Annotated in this window: 19 protein-coding genes and 1 pseudogene; 17 read left to right on the forward strand and 3 right to left on the reverse strand. The window is 44.2% G+C overall.

Annotation, left to right across the window (positions count from 1 at the left end):
- Window positions 1-513 (forward strand): annotated as a pseudogene (locus L5L77_RS11340) (IS3-like element ISSba5 family transposase); the annotation flags it as partial.
- Between the two features lie 3 nt (window positions 514-516).
- Here L5L77_RS11340 and L5L77_RS11345 read toward each other — a convergent pair.
- Entirely contained in the window at window positions 517-1206 is a 690-nt protein-coding gene (locus L5L77_RS11345) for a hypothetical protein (RefSeq protein WP_263222749.1), read from the reverse strand.
- Between the two features lie 664 nt (window positions 1207-1870).
- On the opposite strand from L5L77_RS11345, the gene L5L77_RS11350 reads away from it, so the two are divergent.
- The 3 genes from L5L77_RS11350 to L5L77_RS11360 all read left to right on the forward strand — a co-directional run bounded on the left by L5L77_RS11350 (window position 1871) and on the right by L5L77_RS11360 (window position 4092).
- Window positions 1871-2719 carry a hypothetical protein gene (locus L5L77_RS11350; RefSeq protein ID WP_263186154.1) on the forward strand — a complete coding sequence of 283 codons (849 nt, stop codon included), beginning with the start codon at window positions 1871-1873 and terminating at the stop codon, window positions 2717-2719.
- 40 nt (window positions 2720-2759) lie between these two features.
- Window positions 2760-3575 carry a 23S rRNA (guanine(745)-N(1))-methyltransferase gene (gene rlmA, locus L5L77_RS11355; protein WP_263186155.1) on the forward strand — a complete coding sequence of 272 codons (816 nt, stop codon included), beginning with the start codon at window positions 2760-2762 and terminating at the stop codon, window positions 3573-3575.
- Window positions 3576-3882: 307 nt separating this feature from the next.
- Window positions 3883-4092 carry a cold-shock protein gene (locus L5L77_RS11360; protein WP_011789734.1) on the forward strand — a complete coding sequence of 70 codons (210 nt, stop codon included), beginning with the start codon at window positions 3883-3885 and terminating at the stop codon, window positions 4090-4092.
- A 1009-nt stretch (window positions 4093-5101) separates the two neighbouring features.
- On the opposite strand, the gene rne is transcribed toward L5L77_RS11360, so the two are convergent.
- Complete coding sequence (gene rne, locus L5L77_RS11365) at window positions 5102-8545, reverse strand: ribonuclease E (protein WP_263186156.1); 3444 nt, start codon at window positions 8543-8545, stop codon at window positions 5102-5104.
- A gap of 542 nt (window positions 8546-9087) precedes the next feature.
- Here rne and rluC point away from each other — a divergent pair.
- Both rluC and L5L77_RS11375 read left to right on the forward strand, forming a co-directional pair.
- Entirely contained in the window at window positions 9088-10047 is a 960-nt protein-coding gene (gene rluC / locus L5L77_RS11370; protein ID WP_105252860.1) for a 23S rRNA pseudouridine(955/2504/2580) synthase RluC, read from the forward strand.
- 22 nt (window positions 10048-10069) lie between these two features.
- Window positions 10070-10789 (forward strand): HAD family hydrolase, encoded by a 720-nt coding sequence (locus L5L77_RS11375; RefSeq protein WP_263186157.1) that lies wholly within the window; start codon window positions 10070-10072, stop codon window positions 10787-10789.
- 172 nt (window positions 10790-10961) lie between these two features.
- On the opposite strand, the gene L5L77_RS11380 is transcribed toward L5L77_RS11375, so the two are convergent.
- Entirely contained in the window at window positions 10962-11546 is a 585-nt protein-coding gene (locus L5L77_RS11380) for a Maf family protein (protein ID WP_263186158.1), read from the reverse strand.
- A gap of 262 nt (window positions 11547-11808) precedes the next feature.
- On the opposite strand from L5L77_RS11380, the gene yceD reads away from it, so the two are divergent.
- From yceD to L5L77_RS11435, 11 genes are all read left to right on the forward strand, one after another.
- Window positions 11809-12333 carry a 23S rRNA accumulation protein YceD gene (gene yceD, locus L5L77_RS11385; RefSeq protein WP_028760371.1) on the forward strand — a complete coding sequence of 175 codons (525 nt, stop codon included), beginning with the start codon at window positions 11809-11811 and terminating at the stop codon, window positions 12331-12333.
- 16 nt (window positions 12334-12349) lie between these two features.
- On the forward strand, window positions 12350-12520 hold the full coding sequence (rpmF, locus tag L5L77_RS11390) for a 50S ribosomal protein L32 (RefSeq protein WP_006081226.1): 171 nt from the start codon (window positions 12350-12352) through the stop codon (window positions 12518-12520).
- A 15-nt stretch (window positions 12521-12535) separates the two neighbouring features.
- A complete protein-coding gene (plsX, locus tag L5L77_RS11395; protein WP_263222751.1) occupies window positions 12536-13564 on the forward strand; it encodes a phosphate acyltransferase PlsX in 1029 nt (342 codons plus the stop codon).
- Window positions 13565-13573: 9 nt separating this feature from the next.
- Entirely contained in the window at window positions 13574-14533 is a 960-nt protein-coding gene (locus L5L77_RS11400; RefSeq protein WP_131523925.1) for a beta-ketoacyl-ACP synthase III, read from the forward strand.
- A 62-nt stretch (window positions 14534-14595) separates the two neighbouring features.
- A complete protein-coding gene (gene fabD, locus L5L77_RS11405) occupies window positions 14596-15522 on the forward strand; it encodes an ACP S-malonyltransferase (RefSeq protein WP_263186553.1) in 927 nt (308 codons plus the stop codon).
- 9 nt (window positions 15523-15531) lie between these two features.
- Window positions 15532-16278: a 3-oxoacyl-ACP reductase FabG gene (gene fabG, locus L5L77_RS11410; protein ID WP_006081230.1), complete on the forward strand. Its 747-nt coding sequence runs from the start codon at window positions 15532-15534 to the stop codon at window positions 16276-16278.
- Window positions 16279-16442: 164 nt separating this feature from the next.
- Window positions 16443-16676 (forward strand): acyl carrier protein, encoded by a 234-nt coding sequence (acpP, locus tag L5L77_RS11415; protein WP_006081231.1) that lies wholly within the window; start codon window positions 16443-16445, stop codon window positions 16674-16676.
- 236 nt (window positions 16677-16912) lie between these two features.
- On the forward strand, window positions 16913-18151 hold the full coding sequence (gene fabF, locus L5L77_RS11420; protein ID WP_006087466.1) for a beta-ketoacyl-ACP synthase II: 1239 nt from the start codon (window positions 16913-16915) through the stop codon (window positions 18149-18151).
- 232 nt (window positions 18152-18383) lie between these two features.
- Complete coding sequence (locus L5L77_RS11425; RefSeq protein ID WP_028760367.1) at window positions 18384-18752, forward strand: hypothetical protein; 369 nt, start codon at window positions 18384-18386, stop codon at window positions 18750-18752.
- A 117-nt stretch (window positions 18753-18869) separates the two neighbouring features.
- The gene (locus L5L77_RS11430) at window positions 18870-19349 is read left to right on the forward strand and encodes an acyl-CoA thioesterase (protein ID WP_105252855.1); all 480 of its coding nucleotides are present in this window, start codon (window positions 18870-18872) and stop codon (window positions 19347-19349) included.
- Between the two features lie 168 nt (window positions 19350-19517).
- On the forward strand, window positions 19518-20393 hold the full coding sequence (locus L5L77_RS11435) for an NAD(P)-dependent oxidoreductase (protein ID WP_263186554.1): 876 nt from the start codon (window positions 19518-19520) through the stop codon (window positions 20391-20393).
- Window positions 20394-20413 lie beyond the last annotated feature (20 nt).

A 20413-nucleotide genomic window follows, 5' to 3' on the forward strand; every position in this document is an offset into this window, starting at 1 on the left:
CCAGATCAAGTGTGGTGTGGCGACGTGACGTATGTTTGGGTCGGTAATCGCTGGGCCTATCTAGCCGTTGTTCTTGACTTATTTTCCCGCAAGCCTATTGGATGGGCCTTGTCATTATCACCAGATAGTGCGCTGACCTGTAAAGCTTTGAAAATGGCATTTGAGTTAAGGGGTAAGCCTGAGAATGTGATATATCACAGCGATCAAGGTTCGCATTACACAAGCTTGAAATTCAGACAATTAATATGGCGTCTTCAGATTGAGCAAAGTATGAGTCGCCGCGGGAATTGTTGGGATAACGCACCAATGGAGCGTTTCTTTAGAAGTTTGAAATCTGAGTGGATACCCGCCAGTGGTTATGGGAATTTTACAGAAGCAGATAAAGAGATCACAAATTACATCACTGGATATTACAGTGAGACCAGACCCCATCAATATAATGGTGGGTTAACGCCAAATGAGTCAGAACGTTTATATTGGAATGACTCTAAAATCGTGGCCAATTTTACTTGACCACTACAGCTTGTTAGGTGAAACATAAAAATACGTAGCAAGAGGAATATGCAGCAAAATGTTTTCATCAATAACTAGATTTGGATACTGTAGATTGAACTGCTCAAGTTCTTGATAAGCTTCGTTCACTCCACGGCCAAATGTAACAAACCTTCCCTTTGATAGCATGTTAAATAAACTATCATATTGAATGCTTTCTACGACCCCAAATCCAGCCTGTTGCATGGCAACTTTAGTTGACCATTGACTACCTGACCCTGTTTTAAGAGACGTTAATTGCATAATAGAGGTTATTTGAGCTAACGATTCCGCATTTTTCTTCTGAATAATGAAAATCCTAAACCCTTGAATTCCCTTACGGATAGGAATTTTTATTGGTATAAGCTTAGTATTCCACTCTGAACTAGAGGCTTCAGCTATAACATTAATAGTTTGACCATCTTGTAATTCTCTTAATATGCGATTTCTGCTCATAATGACATCGGAAACCTCCAGTGAGGCTTGGCCGAAATCGGCATTGGTTGCATCAATCACTAGCTGTAAAAGGTCATATGTATATTGGTACCTATGGTCAAGGTTCGATTCTGAGTGATTGATAATGAATTGATCGTTAGCATAAGTGATAGGTACGCTTGTTATGGCCATCAAGGGAATAACAATCAAAAAAATTCTAACTATTTGTAAGTTATACATAAGAAACTCATGTCCATGTTCAGAAACCTATTTACTACATCCTCAAATAGACTATAGCTTAATTGGTCTGAACGGCGAAAAAACTAATGACTTGTATAAATTATACTCATTAAATATTTACGATATGTGAGCATTCCACCAACTAGGATAAGCAAATATTCTAGCTGCTATTTTGAGGCAACTTGTGGTGTGGCTTTAAAGAGGCCTATTTAGCTGGTTTGTGGGCCGCATCTAAAACGATGTGTATCGACTGCAAATGAGAATCAAAAATGTTGGGAGTAAACAGATTTAACATGAAAGAATATTGAGGTTATACGTAATCTTGTTGTCTCAGAACAGTTAATTTGGAAGGTTATTAAACTGAGTGTGTACATGTGGGTGTACAGATTTGGAGTGTGTACATTGATTTTTATATTATTAATCAATGGTTAAGTGGTTATTGTTTCGTAGCCGTGCCAAAATATGCTTAGCTGAGAATGATTAGACATAAATTAAATTCAATGACAGTTTGTCGAATAATAACATCTTAACACCGATATTCCTCGAATGAACATTTACACTACAAAGGTGATTAAGCCATTATCTTGAAAATATAACGGCTTAATAGGTGATCTTCATTAAGATTCGACGGTACAATTGCGGTTAAATAGGAGAATAATGTCTTATGTACCATCAATTTCTAAATGAACCTATGGTGCTTGATATTGAAAAGGCATCAATACTCACATTACGGCTACCCGACGATGTGAGTGATTTTATTGTGTCACAGGCGATCAATGCCCCTTTACTAGAGATTATCGTCATAGCTGAAGCCGGAATTCAGCAAAATATAGTCATCCGCTTCCAGCCGTTTATGGGTCTTAAGGTCGAATCGTTACCGCAAAGCCCTCAGGCTTTCAATACACCAATAACCCGCAGCCTTGGGCAAGGTTTTAGGCTTTATACACGGATGGGAACTGCTGCGAAATTTTGTGCGGCTGAATTGAGGCGAGGTGTATCTTTTACCTTAGATACGACTCGTCATTTAGGTGCAGATAATGACTTAATAGGTGCAAATAGTTACTTAACTTTTGCCTTACAAGCTAATTCAAAGTTTGAGTTAGTTCCCTTAGAAGCGGATTTACGGGTTTTGCATGAGCCCAAAGCGTTAATGGTTGCTAAAGCACTATTAGCAAGGCACTACGACTATGCTGCATCATCTGAATCTCTTGCAATTTACATGACTGAAATCGAGCAGGTTAGATTAGAATTGCAGGCGTTTATGCGCGGGGAGCTTGGTCAATGTCACGCCAGCCTTACTGATGAAGTATTAAGGATCGATCCCTTGCTATTGCAGAAACAACAATGGTTATTTAGAACCTATACCCATATGTTTGAGCGACCAAACTACAGCCGCGCTGCTAATGATGTCGATAACACTGATAAGCTATTAAGAAAATTAGAGTGTTATGAATTACTCGCTTCACCGGAATTGACCCTGATGGTAGATCGATTGATGGAAGACGAAACATAAACTTTTTTACCCAAATTTAGCTAAATGATAAGAGTCCATTATGCATTATTTATGTCCCCTGTGTGCCACCCCACTGACGTTAACGGAGCTAACTTGGGGTTGTTCACAGCAACATAAGTTTGATATGGCCAAAGAAGGCTATGTCAACTTATTACCTGTACAGAAGAAAAACTCAAAAGATCCTGGTGATAATAAACAGATGATGTTTGCTCGGCGTGAATTTTTAAACGCGGGTTACTATCAAGGTTTGAGTGATAGAGTGAATGAGCTCGCGCTTGAGTTTAGTGCTGAAGCAAAACAAATCCTCGATATAGGCTGTGGGGAAGGGTACTACAGTCAACGTTTATTCCATGTGTTGAGCCAGCACCATGATTGCAATTTACAAGGTATAGATATTTCTAAGTCTGCAATTAAATACGCAGCTAAACGTTACCCTAATTTGCAATTTTGTGTCGCAAGTGCCTATGAAATGCCAATCGCATCCCAAAGTGTCGATCTTGCCATTCGTATTTATGCCCCTTCAAAAGTAGAAGAGTTACAACGAATTATGGCTGATGGAGGCTTACTGATAACAGTTTCTCCGGGACCTTTACACCATTTTGCGTTGAAACAACAAATTTATGCTGAGCCAATATTACATCCCGTTTCCACAGCGCATATTGCTGGATTTGAGTGTCTTCATCAGGAGCGCTTAATCTCCCAGTTAGAACTGGCAAACAGTGAACATATTGCTCATTTTTTAGAAATGACGCCCTATGCTTGGAAGTTTACTCATGCCCAAAAGCAAGCATTTGCGTTGCAAGGACTGAACTGTGAATTGGATTTCCAAATTGAAGTGCATCGGATTTCAAAGTAAGCGATAAGATTAAGCTATTGAAATAAAGTATTTAAAATGCTTAACTGTACTTGTTAAACAGCATGAACCTAGTGTTCTGCTAGCCGGTTGCAAAACCGTAAAGTAGATTTAGGCAAAATAAATAATCCAAAGTGTCGCAGTGTGTTGACTTATCTTTAGAATGGTTTATAGTCTTATCAGCTTGAAGGTTGGGCTTATATTTATGTGTTCAATACGACCAGTTCGTCCTGTAAACATAAGTAATACCGGCATTTTCCAGCTCCACCCGCCGTTAAGGCTTTAATTTTTTATTTACAGGATTTATATTATGTCTCAAGTTACTGGTGTTGTTAAGTGGTTCAACTCTGACAAAGGTTTCGGATTCATTGAGCAAGAATCTGGTCCAGATGTATTCGTACACTTCCGTGCGATCAACTCTGACGGTTTCAAAACTCTTGATGAAGGCCAAAAAGTGTCTTTCACTGTGACTCAAGGTCAAAAAGGTCCACAAGCTGAAAACGTAACTATCATTGGTTAATTTTCAGTGCTGTTAGCCTAGAGCTGATAGCAATGGATTAAAGGGCTATGGTTAATTCCGTGGCTCTTTTTATTTGTGCGAAAGATGAAGTTTCATTTAGTTTAGATTGTTGAATCCAGTAAAGCGACGAGAACCACTTAACATGTCGCATTTATTTAATGCTTAAATCTGAAGTTAATTCTCTAATCTTTCTCTGTTAGAACCCAATTCTGATATCTCCAAGATTTTCAATAAAACCATTTGATACACTCTCCTTATTTTTACCCCTGTAACATTCAATTCCATTATATGCTAACTCTTAACGCTTGCTCTTATCGAGTTTATTTTTGCATAATCTTATATTCAATGTCGAACGCGAATGTGTCTAATCATTCATTTGTTGTAAATCACTGGCTTCAGATATTGCCGAATATTATTGGTGCATTTACATTTCTTGCACTTAGTCATCCTACATATACTAAGCTAAACTGCACCTAAGGCTGAAAGCCTTGTAGTAAAGATTTGAGGCTGGCAAAGCGTTTAGTGTTTGATATTAAAGAGTATTAGCTTATTTATGATGTGTTTTGGAGTCGACCAAAAAGCGAATATTGCTATTGATATGCCTTGCATTTCGTACATTTAAGTATTTCCGACAGAAGCTTTAGGCTGCTAATCCAACTTAATTATCGGCTACTTTATAGCGGGATAATGCTCTCCCTCGACTAGTTTCCCTAACTTATAAAGGAGAGGTCTACAGTTAGCACTAAATGGATTAAGTGCCCTTTCTACTGGCGGTATTGGCCTGATATTTTGTTAGCATGTTTATTGCTTCTAATGTGACGTTGGTGACAATACAAGAATACTTAAAGTTGATAACTATATACTGAGGAACTTTTGATGGGTTATGTTATTCAAGGGACTACGATTAAGCCGAAAAATGGATTGATCTAAATTTAAATATTGTGTGAGTATTACAGTGTAAATAAAAAAGCCATGCAATTGCATGGCTTTTCTGGTTTAGCTTAAGTGATTATGGACGTGCCATATCAGACTCTGCACCATTAGCGAGTTTGATTTTGGCAGTAGACTCTTCGTTCGCAGTATTCTCATACTCTCGTCCTTTAGGGACTGCCACTTGTTCTCTCACCTCAACGACAGGCTTGGTCATATCCGAAGACACCATAGAGCCAAAGCGGCTGGCGGCTTTTGGCTTGCTGACAACAACTGCATCCGTGATTTGCGGTGTTGTTGGAACTGTTTGTACTGTTTGTACTGTGGCTTGAGGCTTAGCGATAGCAGCCGGTCTGGCCATTGGCGCAGAGGCTGTTGCTTTCACGGCTTCTTTTACTTCAACGCTCGGTGCAACACTTGGCTCGACAAGTGTTTCGGTTTTAGCTGCTTCAGCTTTGGGTACTGCTACTGATTTAGTCACTGAGCTTTCAACTGATGGGACTGTAACGACTACGGCTTCAGCAGTAACGCTGGTCACCTGAGTTTCAACGATTGACGCAAGGTCAACTTTTACGTCAGCAGCCTTTGGCTCTTCCGCTTTCGTTTCAGTGGTTTTAGTCACAACAGGTTTAGTTTCAACTTGCTGAGTTTCAACTGCTGCAACGTCATTTGCTTGAGGCTCAACTTTTGCATCTACTTTAACAACAGCAGGAGCTTCAACAGCTGGAGTTGCACTTGTTTCAGCTATTTCGACGTCAGCAGTTTTAACGGCCGGTTCAGTTACCGCTGTTGTTTGAGTTGCAACAACAGGAGTTTCCACTCGAACACTGACGATTTCGCTTGGGTACTCTTGGTCAGCACCTAATTCGTCATTAGGAACGAATTGCGCTGGCGTTGATGTACCTTGGTCATCTTCGTCGCGACGACGACGTTGACCCGCTGCACGAAGGTGGCGAGGGCTACGACGGCTACGACGTTGACCATCTCTTTGCTCGCGTTTTGATTGATCATCAGCATTCGCATTTTCGTTGTCAGCATCAACTTCGCTATCTTGCGATACAGCATCCGCTGCTACAGTATGAGCTGCTGTGTCAACCAAGGTGTTTTCAGCTACGTTAACAGCATCAACCGCAGGTGTTTCTACTACAGTAGAAATTACAGTTGTCTCTTCTAGCACAATATTTTCTTGCGCTTCTTGAGCAGGAGCAGCTTCCTTACGAGGCTGGCGACGTGTTCTTGGCGCTTTAGTTTCTACTGGCGTTTGTGCAATGACTTCAGCTTTGGTATTAACACTGATAGTACTTGCCGCTGCGGCGTTAAGGGCTGCAATTTCCGCTAACACTTCTGCGGCATCTTCAGGTGCAATTGGGATCGCATTATCTGGCGTATTATGGCCATTATCGATACGCACCTTACGACGCATGTTACGGCGCTGACGACGCTCACGGGCGACTTCTTGCTTAGGGGCATCATCTGCTTCAATGTCGGCAACAACATCTTTTGGCGCTTGTACGCGTGGCTTTGGTTCAGCTTTAGCTGGACGTTTAGCCGCTTCTTCTTTTTCGCGTACTGGACGTTCTTGTGTGCTGACTACTGCATCAGCCGGTTTTTTTGGATTGCGGCTACGCGGCTCACGAGTGCCTTCTTTTGCTTTGTCGGCATCTTGGGCATTGCGTGGGCGGCGAGTGTCATTACGACGGTTACGGCGATTTGCGTTAGCCGCACTGGTATCCGTTGCTTTAGTTTCAACAACTTTTACGGGTTCAGCTTTTTCACTTGGCGCAAACATGGCACTGATTGCACTCACAAGCTTGCTGAAGAAGCCTGGTTGTGGCGCTTCAACTTTCACCGTTGGTGATGGGGCTTGTTCTACTTTTTGTGGTGCTGCAAAACCTTTTAATGCCGGAATAGGCGCCGCAGTACGTTCCAGTTTGCGTGGCTCATACAATTTGGCTTCAGGATGCTCTATACGCTTATAGCTTGATTCACTGATTTCATCATCACTACGGTGACGGATCACGCGGTAATCAGGCGTCATCATGTGTGCGTCAGGTATCACATACACTTCGACATCGTGACGCTGTTCTGTGATGCGAATGGCTTTGCGTTTCTCGTTTAACAAGAAAGCTGCAACATCCACAGGCACAATCGCTTCGATTTGTGAGGTGTTTTCTTTGATGGCTTCTTCTTCCATCAAACGTAAAATTGACAGTGCTAAAGACTCGGTACTGCGAATCGTTCCTTGGCCATGACAGCGAGGGCAGATATGCGCTGCAGATTCTTCTAAAGAGGGGCGCAGACGTTGACGCGACATTTCCATCAAACCGAAACGAGAAATGCGACCTAACTGCACGCGAGCGCGGTCGTGGTGCACAGCATCACGTAAACGGTTTTCAACTTCACGCTGATGACGTACTGGCGTCATATCGATAAAGTCGATAACCACTAAGCCACCTAAGTCGCGGAGACGCAATTGACGGGCAATTTCATCGGCGGCTTCGAGGTTAGTGTTAAGTGCTGTTTCTTCAATATCGCCGCCTTTAGTGGCACGGGCAGAGTTGATATCGATTGAGGTTAAGGCTTCAGTTGGGTCGATAACAATCGAACCGCCAGATGGCAGACGTACTTCGCGTTGGAAGGCGGATTCAATTTGTGATTCGATTTGGAAGTGAGTGAATAATGGCACTTCAGCTTCGTACAGTTTTACGCGCTCAACGAAATCAGGGCGAACTAAGGCGATATGTTGCTTCGCTTCTTCAAAAATACGTGGATGATCGATGAGGATTTCGCCCACGTCACGGCGTAAATAGTCACGAATAGCGCGAACTATCACATTGCTTTCTTGGTGAATTAAGAAAGGTGCGCCTTTAACTTGTGAAGCTTCGGTGATCGCCGCCCAGTGGTGTTGTAGAACTTTTAAGTCCCACTTTAACTCGGCAGATTCTTTGCCTACACCCGCAGTACGCACGATAAGACCCATGCCAGCAGGCACTTCTAAGTCAGCCATCGCTTCTTTTAGCTCAGTGCGTTCATCACCTTCGATACGACGAGAAATCCCGCCAGCACGTGGGTTGTTTGGCATTAATACTAAGTAAGAGCCTGCAAGGCTGATGAAGGTCGTTAAGGCTGCACCTTTATTGCCGCGTTCTTCTTTGTCAATTTGGACAATAACTTCCTGTCCTTCACTGACCACTTCTTTGATATTGGGGCGACCTTGGAACGAATATCCCTTCGGGAAATATTCTCTAGCGATTTCTTTCAGTGGCAAAAAGCCGTGACGATCGGCACCGTAGTCGACGAAAGCGGCTTCTAAAGACGGTTCTACTCGGGTAATTTTACCTTTGTAAATGTTTGATTTTTTTTGCTCATGACCTGGGCTTTCAATGTCTAGATCATACAGTTGTTGCCCATCAACAAGGGCAACACGCAACTCTTCTGATTGAGTTGCATTGATTAACATACGTTTCATGATGACGTCATTCTTCTTTAAATAGAGGTCATCAAACATCGCGCTTCGCTGCATTACGGGCCTAGCAGTAGGTCAACTGAGCCTCACGGCTGGTGGCTAGGCAAGAGGTGCGCATTACTGTTAGACGCAGTCGCTGCGTGTCGCATCCTATTTATGGCTTATTTTTTAATGATTACAAAAACAAGGAATTCGTTGTAAAACATCAACCAACCCCATAAATTCTTTAGTTTCGTTCCGGTAATGCCCAAGTCGAATCGGTTTGTCTGACGACAAGTTAAAATATCCTTCGAAATCGGGGAGGAAAACCTAGGGTAAACCTTATTAAAGTAAGGTGACTTTCTCGATTTAATCGTAAAAAACGCATTTGTGGTATTTTTACTCTGTATACGATTTGCAAATCAATGATTTGCTATCAAGAAAATCTTTTTTTATCCGTTAAATTTTCCGCTTGGGATCAGGGCGTTGTGAACACTTTATTCACGGCTTATCCCTAATCGCTGGTGAAATATAGCAATAATCAAAAAATTCAGCAATGGAAAGGCACAATTCTTCTCAGTTGTTGTACAATGGCGACCGTTATAATTAGATGGCGCATCATGAATATAGAATCCACCCCACAACAGGTTCAGTTGATCACGATTGATGAAGATCACTTCGAACAGCGTATCGATAACTACTTAATGACCAAGCTGAAGGGCGTGCCGAAAAGCATGATCTATCGCATTGTCCGCAAGGGCGAGGTTCGAGTGAATAAGAAACGCATCAAACCCGAGTACAAGTTGCAGATTGGCGACATAGTACGTATTCCGCCAGTCCGCGTGGCAGAGCCGGATAACCGTACCGCACCATCGGCGAACTTAAGTAAAGTCTCGCAACTCGAAGATCGTATTTTGCATGAAGACAATCATTTGATCGTGCTGAATAAACCTGCTGGCATTGCCGTGCATGGTGGTAGTGGAGTCGATTACGGTGTGATTGAAGCATTGCGTTCACTGCGTCCTCAACAAAAGTTTTTAGAGCTAGTACATCGTCTCGATAAAGATACTTCGGGCGTGTTGTTGGTGGCGAAAAAACGTAGCGCGCTTAAACATCTGCATGATCAGCTTCGATATAAAAAGATGCAGAAAGACTATTTGGCCTTAGTTAAAGGGGAATGGTCTGCTCAAGATAAAGCCGTTAAACAGCCTTTATTGAAAATCACTCTTAAATCCGGTGAGCGCATTGTGCGTGTTAATGCGGAGGGTAAACCTTCAGAAACGCGCTTTAAAATTATGCAGCGTTACCAAGGTTGTACTTTAGTGAAGGCAAGCCCTGTCACTGGACGTACTCATCAAATTCGGGTGCATTGCCAATTTGCTGGCCATCCTATCGCCTGTGATGATAAGTACAGCGAGCAAGGGTTTGACGATAGCATGCGTGCATTAGGTTTAACTCGACTCTTTTTACATGCTGCTGAATTGATGTTCATTCATCCAGAAAATGATGAAGTGATGCGGGTTTCAGCGCCTTTAGATGAAAATTTGTCGCAATTACTCGATAAGTTAAAGCGTGCGTAATCGACGGGGATAGGTTTCAAGGATGAAGATAAAGCAATACGATTTAGTGATTTTCGATTGGGATGGCACTCTGATGGATTCCATCGGTAAAATTATCACTTGTATTGAAAATATGGCTAAGGCATTGCAGTTACCTATCCCAACTGAAAGTGACATTCGCGATATTATTGGTCTTTCTATGACAGAAGCGCTGCGAGTCCTATTTCCACACGGGCTCAATCTCAGCGCTTCTTCTGCCAATTCTCAGCATCAGCAGCATCCTAAAAATGCATTTAGCCAAGGCGAAGATGATCAATATCAGCAGATGCGCGCTGAGTTTAAAGTACAATATTTGCATTTAGACACCACGCCAACGCCCTTGTTTGTACAAACTCCTGCATTAATCGATGACTTGTATAGCCAAGGCTATAAGTTAGCCGTCGCAACTGGTAAAGCCCGTGCGGGACTTGATCGCGTCTTTGAGCAAACAGGCTTAGGTCGATACTTTGTTGCGTCACGCTGCGCCGATGAAGTGCACAGCAAACCCCACCCTGAAATGATCTCAAGCTTGCTGAAAGAATTGAATATAGCACCGAACAGAGCCTTAATGGTGGGTGATTCTCTGCTGGATTTAACCATGGCGGCCAATGCTGGGATTGATAGCGTTGGCGTGACCTATGGCGCTCACAGTGCCGAAAAGTTGCTGCGGGCAAAACCTATCGCCTTGATAGATTCACCAAAGCAATTACTGCAATACCTCTAACACTGCTATTTAATGCTGGAGCGGCAATACATGCCGCTGCGCATGAGACTTCCTTATCACTTTTATTTACGTCTCATCTTCTCGTCGATGAAACGACTCAGTAGCTCGGTATTTTTGATGCGCGTCATTGATTCAATAAACTGAGCAAATAGAGCAAAGCCTTGGTAAACGTTTAAGCGAGAACGTCTACACCTTGGGCTAACAGCATTTCCGTCAGTAATATCAGTGGTAAGCCAACTAAGGTATTGGGATCGCGACCTTCGAGCGCTGTAAATAACGCGATACCTAAACCTTCGCTCTTAAAACTCCCTGCGCAATAATAAGGCTCTTCCTTTTCTATGTAGGCCACAATCTGCGAATGGCTAAGGTGCCTAAAATGAACCGTAAAGGGTTCAACCTCAGCGGCCATAGCGCCAGTTTTGGCATTATAGAGTGCAAGACCAGTATAAAAGGTGATGGCCTTGCCTGAGGCTTGAGTGAGCTGCGCGACGGCATTATTAAAATGATGGGGTTTACCGATAATCTTGCCATTAATGACGGCAACTTGATCGGAACCAATAATCAGACCATCGGGGAATTGTTCTGCCCCCGCGACGGCTTTTGCTTTGGCTAATCGCAGCACTAAAGCATGGGCCGATTCTTCGAGATACGCCGTTTCGTCAATATTAGGATTGCAGCATTCGAAGGGTAACCCGAGTTTTTGCAGTAAAGATTGTCGATATATAGACGTCGAAGCTAAGATTAATGGGGTTGGCATAATGAGATATCCGCAAAAGAGTGACTCATATTGTGACCAATCAATGCGGGAGAGTGCAAGAGTTTCGTCTTTTACGGTTTCTTTTCAATGAATGCGACTATTTTAGTCGGCTTGCGCTTGTATGCGGCTTCATGCTTGGGTACTATTTCGCTTCCGTCAATTTCAATGTTGGGGCAAGGGAAAGGCTTAAGTCGCAAACTGGGACTTAAGTTAGTATTTTTTCTTTGACTCTAGCGTTTTCAAACTATAATATGCGCGCCTTATGCAAACAGTAAAGATACCGGTTTCAATTGATCCATTTCGCGCCGCCTCGAGTCGCCTAGTTTATCAGGGCGTTGTTCCTGGTGTGCAACTGAAAAGATTAACTGAGTTATGTGCCGGCGACTGTTCCGATGTGGCAGTGTCGCTTGAATGTGGCGTAGATTTACAGGGGATAGTCTACCTGAAAGGGAAGGCTGTGACGGAGCTCACTCTGATATGTCAACGTTGCATGACACTATTTACCACTGAGGTTACGGTCGAGTTTTGTTTTGGTCCATGTCGGACTAAAGCAGAAATCGATGAGCTCCCGGATGCGTATGACCCAATTGAGTGCAATGAAATTGGCGAAGTGCGTCTACATCAATTGATCGAAGATGAATTGATAGTCGCTATGCCGATAATCCCAATGCATCAAGAAATTGATTGCAGTGCGGGATCTAAAGACATGGTTGTAGGCGAGATAGAACCCGCTCAAGAGGAGCGTCCAAATCCGTTTGCAGTGTTAGAAAAACTGAAGAGCAAGTAATCGAGGAGACAGGCCAATGGCTGTACAACAGAACAAAAAATCACGTTCAAAGCGCGGAATGCGCCGTTCACATGACGCACTGAGCACTGCTCAGCTGTCTGTAGACGCTACCAGCGGTGAAATCCATATGCGTCACAATGTGACTGCAGATGGCTTCTATCGCGGTAAAAAGGTAATCAACAAGTAATTTGTTGGTTTCCTAATGACGAATCTGACGCTTGCGTTAGATGCAATGGGTGGTGATCATGGCCCCCACGTCACGGTGCCTGCAGCCTTGCGGGCACTACAATTACATTCTTTTCTTAAAATCATTTTAGTCGGTGACAAGACTGAAATTGATGTCTATCTACGTCAAGCCGAAGTGAGTTTACTTTCGCGCATAGAAATCATTCATACCGATGAAGTCGTTAGTATGTCCGATAGGCCTGTGCATGCCTTGCGTACACGTAAAAACAGTTCCATGCGATTGGCTATTGAGTTAGTGCGCGACGACCGCGCACAAGCGTGTGTGAGTGCCGGTAACACAGGGGCGCTGATGGCAATGGCGAAAGTATTGCTGAAGACCTTGCCTGGTGTTGATCGACCCGCATTAGTCAGTTGTTTACCTGCGGTGACTCAAAAACCGGTTTATTTGTTGGATTTGGGCGCGAATATTTCCTGTGACTCGGAAACCTTATTTCAATTTGCTGTGATGGGCTCAGTCCTGTGCGAAGCGGTAGATAAGAAATCTCGGCCAAAAGTCGCCTTGCTCAATGTGGGCGTTGAAGAAATTAAAGGTAATGACCAAGTTCAGCAAGCCGCGCAGTTGCTGCAACACACAGAACAAATCAATTACACAGGTTTTATCGAAGGGGATGAAATCTATTCCGGTAATGTGGATGTGATTGTTTGTGATGGGTTTGTGGGTAACATCACGCTCAAGACCTCTGAAGGTATTGCCAAGTTATTAGTACATCAGTTAAAACGGGGACTAACCCAAGGTTTATTCGTTCGTTTTCTGGCTAAACTTATCGCCCCTCGTATCCAGGCGGTCCTTAGTCAGATGAACCCCGACCACTATAACGGTGCAAGTCTGATAGGATTGCGCGGAATAGTTGTAAAAAGCCATGGAAACGCGGATGAAACTGCCTATTTACAAGCAATTAGTTTGGCAGTAACGGAAGCTCAACGTCGACTCCCTGAAATGATAAAAGATCGTTTGGAGTCGATTCTTTTAGATATAAATAACTGATCCCTCCTTATGCATACAAAAATTCTCGGAACTGGTAGTTATCTACCGGTGCAGGTGCGTAGCAATCAAGATTTGGAAAAAATGGTGGAAACCACTGACCAATGGATTGTTGAACGTACAGGTATATCAGAACGTCGCATTGCGGCTTTCGATGAAACCGTTTCAACTATGGGCTACCAAGCGGCATTAAAAGCGCTAGAAATGGCTGGCATAGAAGCATCAGATTTAGACATGATCGTCTGCGGCACCACCAGTGCTCCCAATGCTTTTCCGGCTGCAGCTTGTGAAATTCAAGCCATGCTTGGCGTGCATACCATTCCAGCTTTTGATATCGCAGCGGCGTGTTCAGGCTTTGTTTATGCTTTATCTGTTGCCGATCAATTTGTAAAAACGGGCGCGGCTAAAAAAGTATTAGTGATTGGTGCCGATGTACTGTCTCGCTTATGTGAGCCAGAAGATCGTTCAACGATTATTTTATTTGGTGATGGTGCGGGCGCGGTTGTGATAGGCGCATCCGAAACACCAGGGATCATTTCGACCCACATTTATGCCGACGGTCGCCAAGGTGACTTATTGAAATGCGCTTTCCCACCACGTAAAGGCGAAACTTCTGAAGCGGTCGGTTTTATGACCATGAAAGGCAACGATGTCTTTAAAGTGGCTGTGACTCAATTGTCCCATGTGGTGACTGAGACGCTGCGCATTAACAATATCGATAAGTCAGAAATTGACTGGTTAGTGCCACATCAAGCCAACTTCCGAATTATCAATGCTACCGCTAAAAAGCTCGATATGAGTCTTGAGAAAGTCGTATTGACTTTAGCTAAACACGGTAATACTTCTGCCGCGTCAGTGCCCATTGCATTGGATGAAGCCGTACGTGATGGCCGTATTCAGCGCGGACAATTACTGTTGCTTGAGGCCTTTGGTGCTGGATTTGCGTGGGGCAGTGCGCTCATTCGTTTCTAAGTTCTACATGTGTGTTCCACATGATTTTTCAATAAATTAAGTTAGCCATAGGTAATTTGAATATGGAAAATGTTGCTTTTGTATTTCCGGGCCAAGGTTCACAAGCCCTAGGCATGTTAGCCGAGCTTGCCGAATCTCATGCTGTTGTTGGACAAACCTTTGCTGAGGCGAGTGACGTCTTAGGTTATGATCTGTGGGCATTGGTTCAGCAAGGTCCTGTTGAAAGCTTAAATGAAACCGATAAAACTCAACCAGCCCTATTAGCGGCGAGCGTGGCGATTTGGCGTACCTACGTGGCTTCAGGCAAACCTATGCCAGCTATACTAGCGGGTCACAGCTTAGGTGAGTATTCTGCTTTAGTTTGCGCCGGTGTTATGGATTTTAAAGACGCGATTAAGTTGGTGGAATTACGTGGTCAACTGATGCAGCAAGTGGTTCCAGCTGGCACGGGTGCTATGTATGCGATTATCGGTTTGGACAACGAGAGTATCGCTAATGCCTGCGCCGAAGCGGCTCAAGGTGAGGTGGTGAGTCCAGTTAACTTTAACAGTCCTGGTCAAGTGGTCATTGCAGGTCAAAAAGACGCAGTTGAGCGCGCTGCAGCAGCTTGTAAAGCAGCGGGCGCTAAAATGGCGGTGGCTCTACCTGTCAGCGTGCCATCACACTGCGCATTAATGAAACCTGCGGCGGATAAACTGGCCGTGGCATTAAACGATGTACAGTTTAATACCCCAACAATTACAGTGATTAATAACGTTGATGTGGCATCACCCACCTCTGCTGATGACATTAAAGATGCGTTAGTGCGTCAGTTATATTGTCCTGTCCGCTGGAGCGAAACGGTTGAGCTAATGGCCCAAAAAGGCATTACCCAACTGGTGGAATGTGGTCCAGGTAAAGTATTGACAGGATTAGCAAAACGAATTAATAAATCACTATCAGCCCAAGCGGTTAATGATGTTGCTTCATTAGCAGCATTAACTGAGTAAGGAGTTTATATGAGTTTCAACCTGAATTTAACAGGCAAAGTGGCTTTAGTGACAGGTGCGAGCCGCGGTATTGGCCGTGCGATCGCAGAGACACTGGTCGAAGCGGGCGCCGTGGTTATTGGAACCGCAACCAGTGAGAAGGGCGCTGCGGCGATCCAAGAATATCTGGGTGACAAAGGTTTTGGTTTAGTGCTTAATGTCACAGATAGTGAATCTGTTACACATTTATTCGCCTCGATCAAAGAAAAAGCGGGTGATGTTGATATTCTAGTCAACAACGCGGGTATAACCCGTGATAATCTGCTGATGCGGATGAAAGATGATGAATGGCAGGATATTATCGACACCAACCTGACATCGTTATTTAGACTGTCAAAACCTGTGATGCGTACCATGATGAAAAAGCGCTTTGGCCGAATCATCAATATCGGTTCAGTGGTAGGCACCATGGGCAATGCAGGTCAAGTTAACTACTCGGCAGCAAAGGCGGGTTTGATTGGATTTACAAAATCTCTTGCAAGAGAGGTTGCATCTCGTCAAATTACAGTTAATGCTATCGCTCCTGGATTTATCCAGACCGATATGACAGATGAGCTGACCGAAGAGCAGCAAAAAGCTATCATGTCACAGGTTCCGATGGAACGATTAGGGCAAGCGCAAGAAATTGCCAATGCAGTGCTCTTTTTGGCCTCGGACTCAGCCGCTTACATCACAGGCGAAACTTTGCATGTGAATGGCGGCATGTACATGGTTTAAGGGCGAATGGCAGGGATTTCTGTCGCAACTGAGTAGTGATCTGTATCAATTGATAGTGAAATTTCGTGGTTAGACCACGAAAACTAAGCTTGCATTGTCAGCCAAATCTAATAAACTACTCGCAATCTTACGCAAGTGCGTAATTTGAATAGGAAAGAAAACTAATGAGCAACATCGAAGAACGTGTAAAGAAAATCATTGTAGAGCAACTGGGCGTTAAAGAAGAAGACGTTAAGCCAGCGGCATCTTTCGTTGACGATCTGGGTGCAGATTCTCTGGACACTGTTGAGTTGGTTATGGCTCTGGAAGAAGAGTTTGATACCGAGATCCCTGATGAAGAAGCTGAAAAGATCACTACTGTTCAAGCAGCGATCGACTACGTTTCTAAGAATCAGTAATTCTGAATTCTTGAAGACAGGCGGCATTTTTGCCGCCTGTTTTTGTTTTACCCCCGTCAAATTCTGCCTCCGTGCCATTCAATCGTCTCTGGATCGTGTTTTAATTATTATCCACGAGATGCTCGCCGCAGATTGGCGAATTTTTCTAAATAAAAGTTATTTAAGAAATTGTCTAATGATAGAAAACCCTGCGTCCTCTATCTGAATTAACAAATTAGCATTTAAAGGTGACTGCCGTGTCTAAACGTCGTGTAGTGGTAACCGGTTTGGGGTTAGTAACTCCAGTGGGCAATACTGTCGATACTACTTGGAAGGCTTTGCTTTCGGGTAAGAGTGGTATTGCACCGATAACCAAATTTGATGCCAGTGAATTTACCACTCGTTTCAGTGGTTCAGTAAAAGATTTCGATGTTGAGCAATACGTAACGAAAAAAGACGCCCGTAAGATGGACCTCTTTATTCAATACGGTATGGCGGCTGGCATCCAAGCTATCCAAGACTCAGGTCTGGACATGAGTAAAGAAAACCCAGGTCGTGTCGGTACTGCTATTGGTGCGGGTATGGGCGGTATGTGGTTGATTGAACAAGGTCACAGCGCATTGATGAATGGTGGCCCGCGTAAGGTTTCTCCTTTCTTCGTACCTAGTACCATTATCAATATGATTTCAGGCCACTTGTCGATCATGTTTGGCATGAAAGGCCCAAATTTTGCCGTGACGACCGCTTGTACTACGGGTGTGCATAATATCGGTTTCGCGGCGCGTACCATTGCCTATGGCGATGCAGACGTGATGGTTGCGGGCGGTGCTGAGGATGTCACTTCTCCTTTAGGCGTTGCAGGTTTTGGTGCAGCGAAAGCGTTATCGACACGCAATGACGATCCGACTGCGGCGAGCCGTCCATGGGATAAAGACCGTGATGGTTTTGTGATCGGTGATGGCGCTGGTGTTATGGTGATGGAAGAGTACGAACACGCAAAAGCGCGCGGTGCGACCATTTACGGCGAATTAGTCGGTTTTGGTATGAGCGGTGATGCGTTCCATATGACATCGCCTCCAAGTGACGGAGCAGGCGCTGCAGCTGCTATGGTCAATGCTATTAATGATGCTAAGTTATCACTGGAGCAAATTGGTTATATCAATGCCCACGGTACGTCGACGCCAGCTGGTGATAAAGCGGAAGCGGCAGCGGTTAAGTCAGTATTTGGCGACCACGCTTATAAAGTACTGGTTAGCTCGACTAAATCGATGACGGGTCACCTGTTAGGTGCTGCGGGTGCGGTTGAAGCGATTTTCACTTTGCTAGCACTGCGCGACCAAGCCGTACCGCCAACCATCAACTTGGATAATCCAGATGAAGGTTGTGACTTAGATTTTGTTGCCCACACAGCCCGTGACGTGAAAATGGATTACGCTCTGTGTAACTCCTTCGGTTTCGGTGGGACTAACGGTTCGTTACTGTTCAAGAAAGTGTAAAACACGCATTTATGGTGTAAAAAACAGTGAAAAAATGCGCCTGAGGGCGCATTTTTTATGGGTCAAATTCATTGCTCATGTGAGTTGAACTCCGTTATCTTATGACTTTATTGTGATGGATGTCACTTTCTAACTGTATGATATCCATAGTGTTAACATTTGTTCATCAAGCTTGTTTAATTCTAATGACCACAGATAATGACAGACATATTCAATCTTAATGGAGTGTGTCATGTTAAATCCCGCGGTGATCCCGCTTGTTCCCCTCATTGGCGCATTAACTGCCAATCTGACCGAATTGATCCGTGGTGAGTTTAAAGTGTGGCATCCAAACATGGACATTGGGATCAAGACTTTTACCTTAGCAATCGCTGCTTACGTGGTGGTTTGGTTTGCCTTATTGGTGACGGCGATTAACGTCGGTGGCGATAGCAATATGTCTTCGGGCCTCGAAGTGCTTGGTTTCTTTATGTTTGGCTTAGGCGTTTACACTTTTGCTAAGGGTACGCGTTTCGTCAGTAGTGAATTTCAGCTATGGATTTATCGTTTAGCGTTGCCGAGTTTATTGCTTTGCTGCGTGCTTATTAGCCACTTTGGTTAAATCGAATTTTTTGACGAGGTCAATCGTAATTATTTTTACGCTAATGGCGCTTTCTATCGTAAACTCAGCCTATTGCACGAAACATTGAGCCACAGTGGCTGAATAAGTTGAGGTTATATGGCTGGTATCGATAGACAAAGTACCCTGAGATTTTTGTCAGAGCCTGCGGATGTGAATTTTGGTGGTAAAGTTCACGGCGGCGCTGTGATGAAGTGGATCGATCTCGCGGCCTATGCCTGTGCAGCGGGCTGGAGCGGTAAATATTGTATTACTGCTTATGCGGGCGGTATTCGTTTTGTGCAACCCATTTTGGTGGGCAATATCGTTGAAGTCAGCGCAAAAGTGATTTATACGGGTAAAACTTCTATGCATATCGGTATCGATGTGCGAGCGGGCGATCCTAAAGTTTCTGAGCGTCATCTCACCACCCATTGTATTGTGATCATGGTAGCAGTTGATGAAGATGGCCTACCTACGCCAGTGCCTGAGTGGATACCACAGACGGAACATGATATTCATTTGCGGGATTCTGCACTGCGCTTGATGGAAATGCGTAAAAAGATTGGCGCCGAAATGGAAGCCCATGTGGTGAAATAGCCCCATAAATTAAATCAGCAAAGGCGCTTAAGGCGCCTTTGTTGTTTCTAGCGAAAAGTGCGTTTATCACTCGCTCCGATTTCACTCTGACGTTATCGTAGATGGATGTTAAACTGCGGCTACTATTTTGAATCGATTCATTTTGTTTATCTATTTAAGGATCAGCTCATGGCAAAAGTCGCATTTATTGGTTTAGGCGTAATGGGATATCCCATGGCGAGGCATTTACTGAACAAAGGCCATGAGGTCACTGTTTATAATCGTACTTTTGCCAAGGCGCAAACTTGGGTCGACACCTATGGTGGCCGCTGCTGTCCAACACCAAAGGAAGCGGCAGAGGGTCAAGATATTGTGTTTACTTGCGTGGGCAATGATAACGATCTGCGTGAAGTGGTATTAGGCAGTGATGGCGTTATTCATGGGATGGAAAAGGGCGCAGTGTTAGTTGACCATACTACGGCTTCGGCCGATGTTGCCCGTGAGCTTCATCAAGTGTTAGCGGAAAAGGGCGTTGATTTCCTCGATGCGCCTGTGTCGGGTGGTCAAGCGGGCGCCGAAAATGGCGCCTTGACTGTGATGGTCGGCGGCGATGAAGCGGTATTTGAGCGTGTTAAACCCGTGATTGAAGCCTTTGCCCGCTGCGCCGAACGTTTAGGTGAGGTTGGTGCAGGTCAGTTAACTAAGATGGTGAACCAAATTTGTATCGCGGGTGTGGTGCAAGGTTTGGCGGAAGCGCTGCAATTTGCTCGTAAAGCGGGACTCGATGGCGAGAAAGTCATTGAAGTGATCAGCAAAGGCGCGGCGCAAAGCTGGCAGATGGAAAATCGCTACAAGACGATGTGGGGCCAAAGCTATGATTTTGGTTTTGCCGTCGATTGGATGCGTAAAGATTTAGGCATCGCCTTAGAAGAAGCTCGCCGCAATGGTTCACACTTGCCATTAACCGCGTTAGTTGATCAATTCTATTCAGAAGTACAGGGCATGGGCGGTAACCGTTGGGATACGTCTAGCCTGTTGGCACGTTTAGAAAAATCGGCGAAATAAGCTTTACCTTAAGTTTTATC

The sequence above is a fragment of the Shewanella sp. SM29 genome (genome assembly GCF_025654245.1).
GTDB classification, from domain to species: Bacteria; Pseudomonadota; Gammaproteobacteria; order Enterobacterales; family Shewanellaceae; genus Shewanella; species Shewanella oncorhynchi.

Coding starts and splice junctions, on each gene's coding strand:
- L5L77_RS11380 (WP_263186158.1), bottom strand. CDS start 11,546: ATGCCAACCCCATTAATCTTAGCTTCGACGTCTATATATCGACAATCT.
- L5L77_RS11350 (WP_263186154.1), top strand. CDS start 1,871: ATGTACCATCAATTTCTAAATGAACCTATGGTGCTTGATATTGAAAAG.
- L5L77_RS11435 (WP_263186554.1), top strand. CDS start 19,518: ATGGCAAAAGTCGCATTTATTGGTTTAGGCGTAATGGGATATCCCATG.
- fabD (WP_263186553.1), top strand. CDS start 14,596: ATGGAAAATGTTGCTTTTGTATTTCCGGGCCAAGGTTCACAAGCCCTA.
- L5L77_RS11375 (WP_263186157.1), top strand. CDS start 10,070: ATGAAGATAAAGCAATACGATTTAGTGATTTTCGATTGGGATGGCACT.
- yceD (WP_028760371.1), top strand. CDS start 11,809: ATGCAAACAGTAAAGATACCGGTTTCAATTGATCCATTTCGCGCCGCC.
- rpmF (WP_006081226.1), top strand. CDS start 12,350: ATGGCTGTACAACAGAACAAAAAATCACGTTCAAAGCGCGGAATGCGC.
- rne (WP_263186156.1), bottom strand. CDS start 8,545: ATGCAGCGAAGCGCGATGTTTGATGACCTCTATTTAAAGAAGAATGAC.
- L5L77_RS11345 (WP_263222749.1), bottom strand. CDS start 1,206: ATGTATAACTTACAAATAGTTAGAATTTTTTTGATTGTTATTCCCTTG.
- acpP (WP_006081231.1), top strand. CDS start 16,443: ATGAGCAACATCGAAGAACGTGTAAAGAAAATCATTGTAGAGCAACTG.
- L5L77_RS11430 (WP_105252855.1), top strand. CDS start 18,870: ATGGCTGGTATCGATAGACAAAGTACCCTGAGATTTTTGTCAGAGCCT.
- L5L77_RS11425 (WP_028760367.1), top strand. CDS start 18,384: ATGTTAAATCCCGCGGTGATCCCGCTTGTTCCCCTCATTGGCGCATTA.
- L5L77_RS11360 (WP_011789734.1), top strand. CDS start 3,883: ATGTCTCAAGTTACTGGTGTTGTTAAGTGGTTCAACTCTGACAAAGGT.
- rlmA (WP_263186155.1), top strand. CDS start 2,760: ATGCATTATTTATGTCCCCTGTGTGCCACCCCACTGACGTTAACGGAG.
- L5L77_RS11400 (WP_131523925.1), top strand. CDS start 13,574: ATGCATACAAAAATTCTCGGAACTGGTAGTTATCTACCGGTGCAGGTG.
- rluC (WP_105252860.1), top strand. CDS start 9,088: ATGAATATAGAATCCACCCCACAACAGGTTCAGTTGATCACGATTGAT.
- fabG (WP_006081230.1), top strand. CDS start 15,532: ATGAGTTTCAACCTGAATTTAACAGGCAAAGTGGCTTTAGTGACAGGT.
- plsX (WP_263222751.1), top strand. CDS start 12,536: ATGACGAATCTGACGCTTGCGTTAGATGCAATGGGTGGTGATCATGGC.